This is a genomic window from Povalibacter sp. (assembly GCF_036735925.1).
GTDB lineage: Bacteria > Pseudomonadota > Gammaproteobacteria > Steroidobacterales > Steroidobacteraceae > Steroidobacter.
In genome coordinates, this window is sequence record NZ_DAINNK010000008.1 from 60,241 (window position 1) to 73,313 (window position 13,073).

14 protein-coding genes and 1 pseudogene are annotated in these 13,073 nt (G+C 62.3%); 12 read left to right on the top strand and 3 right to left on the bottom strand.

The annotated features are described in order from the left end of the window. Nucleotides 1-11 precede the first annotated feature (11 nt). Entirely contained in the window at nt 12-785 is a 774-nt protein-coding gene (locus V7D81_RS04485) for an IclR family transcriptional regulator (protein ID WP_324314790.1), read from the bottom strand. A 256-nt stretch (nt 786-1,041) separates the two neighbouring features. On the opposite strand from V7D81_RS04485, the gene V7D81_RS04490 reads away from it, so the two are divergent. From V7D81_RS04490 to V7D81_RS04515, 6 genes are read left to right on the top strand one after another with little or no spacing between them, the layout of a single operon-like run. Next, nucleotides 1,042-1,836 (top strand): cyclase family protein, encoded by a 795-nt coding sequence (locus V7D81_RS04490; RefSeq protein WP_349257607.1) that lies wholly within the window; start codon nt 1,042-1,044, stop codon nt 1,834-1,836. Nucleotides 1,837-1,840: 4 nt separating this feature from the next. Then, nucleotides 1,841-2,191 carry a cupin domain-containing protein gene (locus V7D81_RS04495; protein WP_324314792.1) on the top strand — a complete coding sequence of 117 codons (351 nt, stop codon included), beginning with the start codon at nt 1,841-1,843 and terminating at the stop codon, nt 2,189-2,191. Then, the gene (locus tag V7D81_RS04500) at nt 2,188-2,988 is read left to right on the top strand and encodes an SDR family NAD(P)-dependent oxidoreductase (RefSeq protein ID WP_324314793.1); all 801 of its coding nucleotides are present in this window, start codon (nt 2,188-2,190) and stop codon (nt 2,986-2,988) included. The genes V7D81_RS04495 and V7D81_RS04500 overlap by 4 nt, the downstream gene beginning before the upstream one ends. Nucleotides 2,989-2,990: 2 nt before the next feature. Next, nucleotides 2,991-3,896 carry a 3-hydroxyacyl-CoA dehydrogenase family protein gene (locus V7D81_RS04505; protein ID WP_324314794.1) on the top strand — a complete coding sequence of 302 codons (906 nt, stop codon included), beginning with the start codon at nt 2,991-2,993 and terminating at the stop codon, nt 3,894-3,896. A gap of 10 nt (nt 3,897-3,906) precedes the next feature. Then, nucleotides 3,907-4,836: a 3-keto-5-aminohexanoate cleavage protein gene (locus V7D81_RS04510; RefSeq protein ID WP_324314795.1), complete on the top strand. Its 930-nt coding sequence runs from the start codon at nt 3,907-3,909 to the stop codon at nt 4,834-4,836. Nucleotides 4,837-4,868: 32 nt separating this feature from the next. After that, nucleotides 4,869-5,828, top strand: a complete 960-nt coding sequence (locus V7D81_RS04515; protein WP_324314797.1) for an amidohydrolase family protein — start codon at nt 4,869-4,871, stop codon at nt 5,826-5,828. Between the two features lie 85 nt (nt 5,829-5,913). Here the strand turns inward: V7D81_RS04515 and V7D81_RS04520 are convergent, their stop codons facing one another. Together V7D81_RS04520 and V7D81_RS04525 are read right to left on the bottom strand one after the other, a co-directional pair. Continuing rightward, complete coding sequence (locus tag V7D81_RS04520; RefSeq protein ID WP_324314799.1) at nt 5,914-7,293, bottom strand: type II toxin-antitoxin system HipA family toxin; 1,380 nt, start codon at nt 7,291-7,293, stop codon at nt 5,914-5,916. Further along, nucleotides 7,290-7,544, bottom strand: coding sequence for a helix-turn-helix domain-containing protein (locus tag V7D81_RS04525; RefSeq protein ID WP_324314800.1), 255 nt, complete (start codon nt 7,542-7,544; stop codon nt 7,290-7,292). The genes V7D81_RS04520 and V7D81_RS04525 overlap by 4 nt, the downstream gene beginning before the upstream one ends. Before the next feature lie 159 nt (nt 7,545-7,703). Here V7D81_RS04525 and V7D81_RS04530 point away from each other — a divergent pair, with 159 nt between their 5' ends. The 6 genes and pseudogenes from V7D81_RS04530 to V7D81_RS04555 all read left to right on the top strand — a co-directional run bounded on the left by V7D81_RS04530 (nt 7,704) and on the right by V7D81_RS04555 (nt 13,072). Further along, the gene (locus V7D81_RS04530; RefSeq protein ID WP_324314801.1) at nt 7,704-7,826 is read left to right on the top strand and encodes a hypothetical protein; all 123 of its coding nucleotides are present in this window, start codon (nt 7,704-7,706) and stop codon (nt 7,824-7,826) included. Between the two features lie 42 nt (nt 7,827-7,868). Continuing rightward, nucleotides 7,869-8,552 carry a fumarylacetoacetate hydrolase family protein gene (locus V7D81_RS04535; RefSeq protein ID WP_324314803.1) on the top strand — a complete coding sequence of 228 codons (684 nt, stop codon included), beginning with the start codon at nt 7,869-7,871 and terminating at the stop codon, nt 8,550-8,552. Between the two features lie 20 nt (nt 8,553-8,572). Next, a pseudogene (locus tag V7D81_RS23180) lies at nt 8,573-8,953 on the top strand (thiolase family protein); the annotation flags it as partial. Between the two features lie 71 nt (nt 8,954-9,024). Next, the gene (gene maiA / locus V7D81_RS04545; protein WP_324314806.1) at nt 9,025-9,663 is read left to right on the top strand and encodes a maleylacetoacetate isomerase; all 639 of its coding nucleotides are present in this window, start codon (nt 9,025-9,027) and stop codon (nt 9,661-9,663) included. 49 nt (nt 9,664-9,712) lie between these two features. After that, nucleotides 9,713-11,011, top strand: coding sequence for a glutamate carboxypeptidase (locus tag V7D81_RS04550; protein WP_324314807.1), 1,299 nt, complete (start codon nt 9,713-9,715; stop codon nt 11,009-11,011). Nucleotides 11,012-11,479: 468 nt separating this feature from the next. Beyond that, on the top strand, nt 11,480-13,072 hold the full coding sequence (locus V7D81_RS04555; protein ID WP_324314809.1) for a GAF domain-containing sensor histidine kinase: 1,593 nt from the start codon (nt 11,480-11,482) through the stop codon (nt 13,070-13,072). The last annotated feature ends 1 nt before the right edge of the window (nt 13,073 follow it).

Consider the following 13,073-nt stretch of genomic DNA (forward strand, 5'->3'; position numbering starts at 1 on the left):
CCGGTGGACGCTCAACGGCCCAGCAGGGCCTCGATTTCCTTGCGTGTCCGGCGCAGTTCGGTGACGAGTTTCGTTTCGATCCTGCCGAAGCGAGTCGTCGGGACGGGAATCGAGATCGCGAGCGGACGCCCGATCGGATCGAGAAACGCGGTGCCCACCGCCGCAATGCCTTCTGTGTGCTCCTCCCGATCGTACGTGATGTGAGTGCGTCGGCATTCCTGGATCTGTTGGTGGAGCGTATCGATATCGGTGATGGTGTGTGCGGTGTGCGCTCGTAGCGATCTGCCGATCAGCTTCGTCCACTTCTCATCCGGCAACAGGCTCAGAAGTGCCTTGCCGTTCGCCGTGCAATGAAGCGGAAAACTTTCGCCTATGGCGGACACGGCCCGGAGTCGATGCTCCCCCGGGATCTGATCGATGAAAATGGCGCCGCTACCTTTCAACTGCGAAAGATCCACCGTTTCCTTGAGTGCCTTCGAGAGCCTGGACAGCGCGGGCCGGACGAGTTGATCGATGTCGACGTTCGCGGATGAAGCCAGACGTACCAGTGCCGGTCCGAGCTTGACTCCCGCAGAGGGTGCGGCAGCGATCAACAAGTGCTCGTCCGCAAGCGCTGCGACGATGCGTTGTACGGTGGAGCGGGCGAGATTCACGCGTTGAGCCAGCTGTCCGAGACTCAATCCTTCCGGCTCATCCTCCAAGGCGCGGAGCACTGCCGCGGCGCGTGCGATGACCTGGATTCCCTGGCGGTTGCTGTGCGGGGTTCTGCTTTTTTCGCGGGGCACGGGTGTTCTGGACTCCAGGTGAGAACGCGGCAGCTTGAACGCCGATGAGTATATCCGAGCGGCCCGTGGGGCTGGATCGTCGTCGCCAGCAGCAATCCGACGCTTGACTTTGATTCGTGTCTATAGCCCACTATATGAGACAGATGTACCGTATCGTGGTTATAAGAACAGAGGTGGAATCATGTCAGGGTGGGAGCAGGGCGATTGGCGCGATGAGACGTTGTGCAAGTTCGGGGAGTCCAATCTCAGGAACAGCATGGGACTGGAGTTCTACGATCTGAGCCATCCCTGGGGGCTCGGCCAGCCGTGCTGGCCGTACTTCGAAGACGTGAAGATCGAGCGCCTGCACGGCATGTCGAAGTCGGGCGTACTCACTCAGCGCATCACCACGGTGATGCATTCAGGCACGCATATCGACGCGCCCGCGCACGTCGTGCAGGGCACGCCGTTCATGGATGAAGTGCCGCTGCCTTATTTCTTCGGCACGGGCGTCGTGGTGTCGATTCCCAAGAAGAAATGGGAAGTCATCACCGCGAAGGATCTGGAGAACGCGCGGCCGCAGATTCGTCGCGGCGACATCGTCATCGTCAACACTGGCTGGCACAAATACTACGGCGACAACTCCTTGTACTACGGCTACTCGCCGGGCTTCTACAAGGAGGCCGGCGAATGGTTCGTCGAGCGCGGCGTCAAGATGTGCGGCTCGGATACGCAGGCGCTGGATCATCCGCTCGGCACTGCCATCGGTCCGCACGGCCCCGGTGCGCCGAACGGCCTGTTGCCTCAGGTCAACAAGGAATATGAGCAGGAGACTGGCCGCAAGGTCATCGAGGACTTTCCGGAATGGGAGCCGTGCCATCGCGCCATCCTGTCGGCGGGAATCTGCGGCTTCGAGAATGTCGGCGGCGATATCGACAAGGTCACTGGCAAGCGCGTCACCTTCGCGGCCTTTCCATGGCGCTGGAAGAAGGGCGACGGTTGCATCGTGAGATTGGTTGCCATCGTCGATCCGTCCGGATCGTTCCGGCTCGAAACCGGCCGGGCGGAGTAGTCCCATGCAGATTACCCGGCTTGCCGATGCCAGGCGCTACGACGCGCCCAGGCACTTCGATATGCGCTCGTTGCGGCTGCAGGGATTCGACGCAAGCGCCGCCGACTTTGCGTGGACCGGCCTGAGCTATTTTCTCCCGGGTGGAGGCGCGGACATGGATGTCGGCGCGCTCGGGAAGATCTACGTGGTTCTCGAAGGCGAGATCACCGTCGAGCTTGGTACGGGTGAGACACACGTGCTGCGCGCTCTCGACAGTTGCTTCATTCCTGCCGGCGAAGGGCGCGCGATCCGGAACGAAGGAAATGTCGTCGCGTCGATGATCGTCGTGATGCCGTATCCGAAGGGGGCGACATGACGCTGCCTCGTCTGGAGATCGACAAGCTTTTCGATGTCAGCGGCAAGTCGGCGATCGTCGTCGGCGCGACTGGCGCCTTCGGGAAAGTCGCCTGCAGCACGCTGGGCGCTGCCGGGGCGCGTCTCACGATCACTGCTGGTGATTCAGCGAACCTCAACGTGCTGGCCGATGAATTGAGTGCGGCGGGCATCGCCGCGCACAGCGTGGCGCGACGGCCGAACAGCGAGGCCGATTGCGAGGCGATCGTCGCTGCGGCGGTGGCTGAGCATGGTGGCGTCGACGTGCTGGTGGTTGCGTCGGGCATGAATGACGTGGCGCCCATCGTCGAGATGGCGCCCGAGCGTTTTCAGCGCGTCATGCTCGCCAATGTCGAGGGTGCGTGGTTGATGGCGCAGGCTGCGGGTCGACAGATGATCAAGCAGGGTCGCGGCGGCAAGGTGGTGTTCACCTCATCGGCACGCGGCAAGCTCGGGCATCCTGCGGGCTACTCCGCCTACTGCACCTCGAAGTCGGCAGTCGATGGACTGACCAAGGCATTGGGATGCGAGTGGGGCAAGCACGGCATTACCGTGAATGCGTTGGCGCCCACCGTGTTTCGCAGTCCGCTCACCGCGTGGATGTTCGAAGAGACCGAGAAAGCGCAGAGCGTGCGAACCGGCTTTCTTGCGCGCGTCCCGATCGGACGACTGGGAGAGCCTGAGGATCTGGCAGGCCCATTGCTGTTTCTCTGCTCGCGGGCGTCGGATTTTCACACGGGCCATATCGTCTATGCAGACGGTGGCTACACAGCAGGCTGATCATGCCTGGCGAACGGATTGCAGTCATCGGCGGCGGGCTCATGGGCGCGGGGATCGCGCAAACATTCGCCGCCGCCGGCCATTCCGTGATCGTGCATGAGCCGGTTGCAGCCGTGCGCGAAACGGTCTTGTCGAGGATCGCCGACGGCCTTCGGGCACTCGGTGCGGATGCTGGCGGCGCCCGGCATGTATCGGTCGTCGATGATCTTGCCGGTGCGGTTCGACAAGCCGACTACGTGACCGAGGCGGTTCCGGAGCGCTTGCATCTCAAGCGCCAGGTCTTCTCCGAACTCGTGACGCATGCGCCGGCACACGCGATGCTTGCGTCCAATACATCGGTCATTCCCATTGGTCAGATCGTTGCAGGCCTGGCAACCGCCGAGCGCATCGTCGGCACGCATTGGTGGAACCCGGCGCCGCTGATTCCGCTCGTCGAGGTGGTTCAGGCAAAGGCTTCCGACGACACCGTGGCCCGCTGCATGGCGCTCTTGCGAAGCATCGGCAAGGTGCCGGCCCATGTTCGCAAGGACGTGCCGGGCTTCGTCGCCAATCGTCTGCAGCATGCGTTATGGCGTGAAGCCATCGCCATGGTTGCCGACGGCATCTGCGATGCGCAGACGGTGGATGATTGCGTGAAGAACAGCTTTGGCATGCGCCTGGCCGTGCTGGGGCCGCTCGAGAACGCGGATCTCGTCGGCCTGGATCTGACGCTCGACATTCATCGCACCATCATCCCGGCGCTGGACCGACATGATGGACCCCACGAGTTCCTGAAAGCGCAGGTCGACGCAGGCCGGCTGGGTTTCAAGTCCGGTACCGGCTTTCGATCGTGGACTGAGGCGCAGATGAGTGCGCTGCGCGAACAGTTGACGCAACACCTGGTCGCCGCGCGAACGGCGCGTCAGTGAAGAAACATCCATGAGCAACAAAGCCATCATCACCTGTGCAATCACGGGCGCGATGCATACCCCGACCATGTCGGACGCGCTACCGATCACGCCGGAGCAGATAGCGGCGGAATCGGTTGCCGCTGCGGCCGCCGGTGCGGCGATCATTCACCTGCATGCCCGGGTGCCGGAGACCGGACAACCGACGGGAGACCCGGAGGTATTTGCGCAGTTTCTGCCGGCGATCAGGCAGAAGACGGATGCTGTCATCAACCTGACGACTGGCGGCAGCCCGACCATGACCGTACAGGATCGTCTGGCGGCAGCGGCGAGGTTTCAGCCGGAGATGTGCTCGTTGAACATGGGAAGCATGAACTTCGCGATCTTTCCGGCGGCGAAGCGCGTCAAGGAATGGAAGTATCCGTGGGAGCAGCCCTACGTCGTCAACAGCGACGATTTCATCTTCCGCAATACGTTTCGAGACATTACGTACATTCTGGAGACGCTCGGTGGAGCGGGGACGAAGTTCGAGCACGAGTGCTATGACATCGGCCATCTCTACAGCCTGGCGCACTTTCTGGATCGCGGCCTGGTCAGGCCGCCGTTCTTCGTGCAGATGATTTTCGGCATCCTCGGCGGCATCGGCACGGATCTGGACAATCTCATGTTCATGAAGCGCACGGCGGACCGGCTGTTCGGCGCGGAGAACTACCAGTGGTCTGTGCTGGCCGCCGGACGGCATCAAATGCCGTTTCTCACCCAGGCTGCGCTGCTCGGTGGCAACGTACGCGTCGGTCTGGAAGACAGCTTGTTCCTGGAGCGCGGCAAGCCCGCGCGCAGCAATGCTGAGCAAGTGGCAAAAATCCGGCGAATCCTTGCAGAGATGGGCGTGGAGCCCGCGACGCCGGCAGAGGCGCGCGCAATGCTGAATCTCAAGGGGCCCGGCAGTGTGCGCTTCTGATCGTGTTTGACGCTATCGTTGAAGGACTACCAATGCTGAAGAAAATCGCCCTCGAAGAACACTGCATGGCCCCCGAACTCGTCTCCTACTGGGAGCCGAGCGTCGCGGCATTGCCGAGTTCGCTCAAAGAGACCATCACTCGTCGACTCCACGACTACGATTCCGAACGACTCGGCATCATGGATCAGTCGGGCGTCGCGCTCAGCATCCTCTCGATGGCTGGTCCGGGCGTGCAGATCGAGAAGGACGCAGGCGTTGCGATTCGAACCTCGCAGCGAGCCAACGATTTTCTGGCGAAGCAGGTCGAGCGTCATCCGGCCCGTTTCCGCGCGTTCGCCCATCTGCCGATGCAGGATCCGGTGGCTGCGGCGAATGAGCTGGAACGTTGCGTGCGCGACCTGCGATTCTGCGGCGCCCTGATCAATGGACAGACGCACGGAGTGTTCCTCGACGATCGACGCTATGACGTGTTCTGGGAGCGGGCATCGGCATTGAATGCCCCCGTCTATCTGCATCCGGCCGATCCGGTGGCGACCTTCACGACGCTGCTGGACTATCCGGAGCTGACTCGCGCGACCTGGGGATGGACGATTGAGACAGCGAGTCATGCGCTGCGCATCGTGTTTGGTGGCGTATTCGATCGATACCCGCAGGCGTCGTTGATCCTCGGGCACATGGGAGAGACGCTGCCGTTCATGCTGTGGAGATTGGACAGTCGCTATCAGCTGTATCGTCAGGAACGCCCGTTGACGCATCTGCCGTCTCACTACATCCGGAACAATCTCTACATCACCACGTCCGGTCAGTGTTCGAACGATGCGCTGCTGTGCTCGATCGGTGCGCTCGGTGCGGGACGAGTGATGTTCTCGATCGACTATCCGTTCGAGACGACTGAGCTTGCCGGAAGGTTCATGGAAGAGGTTCCGCTGGACTCCGATGCTCGCGCCCGGATCGCCAGTGGCAACGCGGAGCAGTTGTTCAAGCTCAGCTAGGTCGGTGCAAGACGTTCGTTGTTTCGACATCGAAGTCGGTGAGATGGGAACCTCCACCGGCTTCGCTTTGTCGGGCATGCGCGATCTAGCCAGCAAGCTTCTCCGCCTCGCCCAGGAACTCCTTTGCTTTCCTCGCAAAACCCTGTGTGATGCTCGTCCAGACGGACTCCTTGAAATCCCCGGGCAAGCGCTTCTCCACCGAGGCGATCGCATCCGGCACCGCCTGTGCCGTTCCCTTCATGCCTTCCCATACGTACCGAGCGGGCAGCTGGTCGGCAAGCGCCTTGAAATGGCGCGGCTGGATTTCGTCCCACCTGTAGTGCGGACGTGCGCCTGTGCGCATCGTCATCGCCATACGCACCTTCTGCGGCGGTAGCTGACGTGCCTTGTTGCCAATCACTGGCCAGGCGGAGAGCACATCGTAGAAGGGCGTGAGACGGTTGCCGTCGCGCCGCTGGAAGACGGAGAAGTTCTTGGCATGTCCATCGGTGGCGGCGAGCATCCAGAAGAGCAACTGGGAGAGGGCAAAGAAGTAGCTGTCCTGCTCGGGCTGGCTTCCTGCCGTGAGAATCCTGAGGATTTCGGTCATGCCGGGCCCCCCATCCTTCTCATACTTGAGGTCCGGGGGACGCCCGGTGGCCTGGCAGAAATCTTCCTGTGGCAGTCGCGCGATCCATGCCTTGGTCGGCGGCTTGAACTTCGCTGCGTTCGGATTCTGCGTCTTCGGAATCTCCTGCCATGCGCGATCGAAACGCTCGACGATGAGCACGCGCTGATCGCCGAAACGACCGATCTGTGTACTGACGACGGGCAGGTTCAGGGCTTCGAAGAGCGCGGAACACAGCCACTCATTGTCGACGGAGTCCGAGAGATCGAGCTGCAGGCCGCCGCCGACGACGCCGAGCGGCAGTTTGAAAATATGGGTTGTGGGTGTCGCGCCAGTGGGCAGGTGCCACGTATTGCCGATCTTCAGCAGCGCGGTCTTCTCCTGTACGCCAGCGATCGAAATGCGAAACTCCTCTTCCTTCTCGACGCCGGGGAGGAGGGGGACTTCCGTGCCCGGGACGGACCGCAATAGTGTTTCCACTTCTCTCGGCTTGAGCGGCGCAGACGTGATCCGGTCCCAGCCCACGGGCGTCTGGCCTTCCGGCGTCAGCTGTACGGCGCCGACGCAATCGCGGCCGATCGTCTCGAGCAGATCGAAAGCCTGGGTCGAGCGCGCGTTGTGCCTGATGCGAAGCCGTTCGCGAATCCGCTGGCTGTCCGGAAGCAGGTTGTCGAAGTAGTTGCGGACTTCGGGTGCGCGGATTTCGCGCGTCGACGTCACCGGCAGCGACAGCGACAATGGCCGGAATTGCGCATCTTCGAGCCAGCTCGCGGCGTAGATGAACTGATCCTGCTCGCCCCGGGTCTGCCGCCAGAGGCCGACGTGACGGCCATTCATCCAGACCTCGAGCGCGCTCACCAGTCACCCTTGGGCGCCGGGCGTTCCGGTGATGTGGACTTCTGGCGCAGCAGGACTTCGACGCCGAGGGCGGCGAGCACCTGGATGAACTGCGCCGTGGAGATGAGTTCGGGGTGCTTCTCGATATCCGCCATTCGCGCCTGCTTGATGCCAAGGCGCCTGGCGAGCTCAGTCTGGGTCAAGCCGCTGGCCTTGCGCAGGGCTTTCAGATGCGCGCGCAGCTGCGCTGGTGCGTGTAAGGGAAGGTCCATGGCGGTACCATATCGTCTATGTACGATAATTTCAAATTATCGTCTTAAGGCATTGTATTTGATATATCGTTTTGGGGCGATAGTCTGGGTGGCCAATACGGCGCCGCGCCTGGAGATCGCGAAGGCAAGTCCGGACGCACGGCATTTCGATGCCTCCACATGGATATTCCTCATGAGGGGCGCGAGCCGGAGAGCGAAACCGTTGAGACTTCGGTACTGTTCAGCTATTCAGACCGCGTCGTGCAGGAACAGCTCGGCCTGTGGCGCGAATCGCGCGGCTGAGCGTTTCTTCTTTCGCTACTTCGTTCCATCCAGAGCCATCGCATGTCATACGTGTTTCCGCCTCCCGCTGCCGTGTCGGTCGAAGTGAAGGGCCGCAGCGAACGTTTTCCGGTCAATCGCGTCTACTGCGTCGGCCGCAACTACGCCTCGCACGCGCGCGAGATGGGCAAGGATCCGGACCGCGAACCGCCGTTCTTTTTCACCAAACCGGCGAATGCGCTGGTGCCGAACGACGCGACGATTCCCTATCCGCCGCGCACCGCGAATCTCCACCACGAGATCGAACTGGTCATCGCCATCGGCAAGGGCGGCAGGGACATCGCGGTGGGTTCGGCGCTGTCGCACGTGTTCGGCTACGCCGTGGGCAATGACCTCACGCGCCGCGATCTGCAGTTCGCCGCGCGCGACGCGGGCCGGCCCTGGGATACGGGCAAGGCGTTCGACCGTTCCGCGCCGATCACCGCCATTCAGCCAGCCGAAGGCAAGGGCTTCGAGAAGGGTCGGATCTGGCTCAAGGTGAACGGCGAAGTGAAACAGCAGGCCGACGTCGCCGACCTGATCTGGGGCGTGCCGGAAATCATTGCCGAACTGTCGACGCTGTTCGAACTGGCGCCCGGCGATCTGATCTTCACCGGCACGCCGGCCGGCGTCGGTGCGATCAGGTCGGGCGATCGCGTCGAAGGCGGCATCGACGGACTCGATACGCTGGTGACGACGATCGGCTGATTTCCGTACTTGCCGGGCCGAGCCGCAATCCCGGCATCCGCATCCGCCTGCTCGGCTTCGGTCAGGCGCGCCGCGATCTGGCGCACATGCCGGAAGCACCGGTGCTCGCGACCAGACGCGCGCTCGAGCACGCGGGCGTGTCGATCAAGGACATCAAGGACATCAAGGCCGTGAAGTCGCACAATCCGTTCGCCGTGAACGACATCGTATTCGCGCGTGAAACAGCTTCCCGCTGGAGAAGATGAACAACTACGCATGCCGCGACGGGACTGCGTGCCATCATCGAACTGATCGAGGAACTGACGCTGCTCGGCGGCGGGCTCGGTCTGTTCCAGGGCTGCGCGGCGGGGGATTCAGCGATGGCCGTGGTGGTGTCGGTGGAGGATGCGGCGCGACGCTGACGTGTCTGGGCGCGACGGATCTGTGCCGGCCGACCCACATACGGTAAGGTCTGCTTACTATGGACGCAGCCATGAAGCTCTACACGTTCTTTCGCAGCTCCGCCGCCTTTCGCGTCCGCATCGCGCTCAACCTGAAGGGCCTGACCTACGAATCCATCCCGAAGGCGTTCGCGAAGAACGAGCATCGCGCGCCGGACTATCTGTCGCTGAATCCGCAGGGCCTGATCCCGGCGCTGGAGGACGACGGCGTGGTGCTGTCGCAGTCGCTGGCGATCATCGAATACCTGGAAGAGAAGTATCCATCGCCCGCATTCCTGCCGACTGCTGCGGTCGCCCGCGCCCAGGTGCGCTCCATGGCCCAGGCGATCGCCTGCGACATCCACCCCATCAACAACCTGCGCATCCTGAACTACCTGCGCAAGCAGCTCGGTCAGAACGACGATGGCGTCAATGCCTGGTATCGCCACTGGATCACGGAAGGCTTCAAAGGTCTGGAACAGCAGGCACGCGCGCATTCGGCGTCGCAGCGCTTCTGTTTCGGCGACGCGGTCTCGATCGCCGACATCTGCCTCGTGCCGCAGGTGTTCAATGCGCGCCGCTTCGATACCGATCTCAGCGCGTTCCCGACGCTCGTCGCGATCAGCAGGCATCTCGAATCCCTGCCCGCGTTCGCCGCCGCGCGTCCCGAGGTCCAGCCGGACGCGGTCTGAGCGCTGACGTCCAGGCGCTGTGCTGCGGCAAGGAACGTATCTTCAGTCCATGCGAATCACCTTCAGCGTTCTGGGGATGGTGCTGATCACCGCCTGCTCAGGCGACAACGCAGGAACGTCTGCAGTGACGGCCGCAGCGCCGCCACCTGCGGTGATCGCGTCGGAACGCGATGACGCCTTGCTGGCCGCGGCGGCGGCGGAAGCACCCGCCACGCTCGCCACTCTCGAGCGTCTCGTCAACATCGAGACCGGCACCGAGGATGAGACCGGCATGGCCGCAATGAGCAGCTTGCTGGAACAGGAACTGCAGTTGCGCGGATTCTCCGTCATCCGCTATCCGACGACGGGTGCGCGGGCGGGACGAGCCAGTGTGGGCGAGAACATCGTGGGTCGCCTGCAGGGCAGGGGCGGCAGGCATCTGCTGCTGATGGCCCACATGGACACCGTATATGCGAGGGGCAGTCTCGCCAGTGCTCCGTTTCGTGTCGATGGCAATCGCGCCTACGGACCGGGCATCGCCGATGCTAAGTCCGGAATCGCGGTGATCCTGCATTCCATCACGCTGCTCCGGCAGCGCAACTTCACTGACTTCGGCACGCTCACCGTGCTGTTCAACACAGATGAAGAACAGGGTTCGTCGGGTTCCAGCGCGTTGATCGAGCGCCTGGCCGGCGAGAGCGATGCCATCTTCTCCTTCGAGCCCACGGGCACGAGTCCGGAGGGTCTGACCTACGGCACTTCCGGCATCGGTTCGGTGATAGCCACCGTCACGGGAAGATCGGCGCATGCTGGCGTTGCGCCGGAACTCGGCGCGAATGCGCTCGTTGCCGCGGCGGATTTCGTGCGTCGTACGGTGGATCTCGATCAGGGTCCGGGCAAGCTGCGCTTCAACTGGACCATCGCGCGTGCGGGCGCCGTCCGCAACATCGTGCCGGACAGCGCCACGCTGGAAGCGGACGTGCGCTATCCGACGAACGAGTCGTTCAATGCACTGGTGGCCGAGATCGCGCGTGCGGCATCGCAACCGGCCGTCGAAGGAACGAAGATCGACGTGGTGACCGATCCGGGTCGGCCTGCATTCGCGGCTGATGAGGCGAGTCAGGTACTCATCGCCGGGGCGATCGGCATCTACAACAGTCTCGGCCACGAACTGCCGGTCGCTCCCATCATCGGCGGCGGAACGGATGCAGCCTTCGCCGCGCGTTCCGGAAAGCCGGTGATCGAAGCGCTGGGCCTGCCGGGATACGGCTATCACACCAACGACGACGAGTACGTGCTCGTCGATGCCATACCGCGGCGACTCTACCTGGCCGCGCGGATGATCATGGACGTTGCGCAGCGTCGGTGAGGCTGCGTTCGCGGAGGCGACAAGCTATTCTCGTCGCCGCTATGGCACCTCCACAATCCGGGAATCACGCCAGATTCGCGGAAATGTCACACGAACGCCGATGATGGAAAACACGGGAAAAACAGACGTTTTCAGCGAGGAACAGGCAGTTTCGCTGGATCGGCGCATCTCGGTAGCCCCAATGATGGACTGGACCGACGCAGTCGATCAGGCGTGATGATACAAGTACTTACAAAGACGATCGGGCGCGTGTCGCCTCTATGTCCCCTCCCTGTGGAAATTTCACGTTGATGCGACCATGGAGCAGGGCGGAAGCACCCACTTGAAGGTGTCCGAAGGGGAGCCTTGTGAGAGCTTGAAGCCGTCGCAGATCTTTACAGTCACGTGATCCGGGCTATCTCGGTTCGATCCCTTGGCTATACTCGGGCTGCATCGACTCGGCTCCGTACCTGAGAACAGCGTAGTGCCATGGATCAGTCGGTAGGGTCTGCAGATGCAGGCGAAGAAGCACTAATCGGGCAATTGGGTATTCCCGCGATTCTCGCGGGGTCCCATGGCAAGGTACGTGCTGTCAATCGCGCCGCGGTTGAGCTGCTGGGCGAAGGACTGCGCCCCGGTAGTGCCATCGTCACCTTCCTCGGCATTCAACCCGATACGATCGATGATCAGGCGCTGTGGCACCGCTTGCTGCTCGCGCCCGGTGGGCATTTGAGCGGCGTAACGGTGCGCTTTCACTTCGCCGATGGAGCGAAGCGCGACTGCGTGGCATCGCTCGCGCGAGACCTGCAGCAAGAACTGATCCAATGTGTTCTGATCCCCGGCGCGTATGAGTTGCATCATGCGATAGCCGAAGTCGCGCTCACGCTGACCAGCGGACGGGAACTGGATGCCACGCTCAAGCAGATCGGTGCTCATGCCTGCCGGCTGTGCCGTGCCGACCGCGTCTACTTCGAGATTCACGATGAAGCGCGCAACAGCAGCAAGTTTCGTGCGATCTCGGCCCGTAGCAGTAGTGACGTCTTGCCACATGTGGAGGCAAGTCCGGTCGGCGGCCTTACGGCGTTTGTCATGAATTCCCACACCACCTACCGTTCGGGCGATATTCGGACCGATGGCCGGGTCAAGTTCTCGCCGCTGTTTGCGAATACGGTTTCCAAGGTGGCGGTTCCGCTGTTCTTCACTGAGGAGAAAAGCCAGCCCGATTCGGAGCGCTTCCTCGGTGTGCTCATGGTCGATGGCAATTCCTGCGATCAGTTCGGTAGTGACACGGAGATCATCCTCGACACCTTCGCCCGGTACGCGACGCTCGCGATCGCGCACGCGCGGCTGCTGCGGCAGATGCGCGAGGATTCCGCCGCCATCGTGACCCAGTTGCGTACGCTGCAGGACAGCCTCGGCGGTTCGAAGATATTGCACGAAGGCAAGAACGTGATCCGCCAGGCACTGTACGAGCTTGAGCAGATCGAACAGGAAGTTGCAGCCCACGCCAGCCGCCGCCGGCGAACCCCCTTGCGTCAGGCGATGGAAAAGCTTCAGGAGATGGGTCTGATCTTGACCGACCTGCTGCAGTCGCTGCGGAGTCCATCTGATGACGGCGCGGAGACGGAGCTGGCTGACCTGAACAAAGTCGTGCGCCGTGTGCTGAATATCGTGGCAGTGCCGGAGGACAAGGTCGAGATCAATGTGGCCTCGCAGCCCGGCGCCGGGATCGTGATCGCCAGTGCGCGCGAGACCACGTTCATGGTCTTCAACCTGATTCAGAATGCCATTGCGGCGGTAGTTGCCTCAGCCAAGAAGGGCAGGATCGACATCGAGATCGGACCGTCGCCGGAGCGTGCCACGTATTGCCGACTCGTCGTCGAGGATACGGGCATCGGGATGGATCGACGCTTTCTGGAACTGATCCGTGCCGATCAGGGCGTGTCGAAGTTCCGCGGCGGATCGGGTGTAGGGCTGGTGTCGATCAAGGAAACCGTCCTGAAGACGGGTGGGTTTATCGCGGTCGACTCAAATTTTGGTAAGGGCACGCGGATCACGATTGATTTGCCGGCAGATGTCTAGG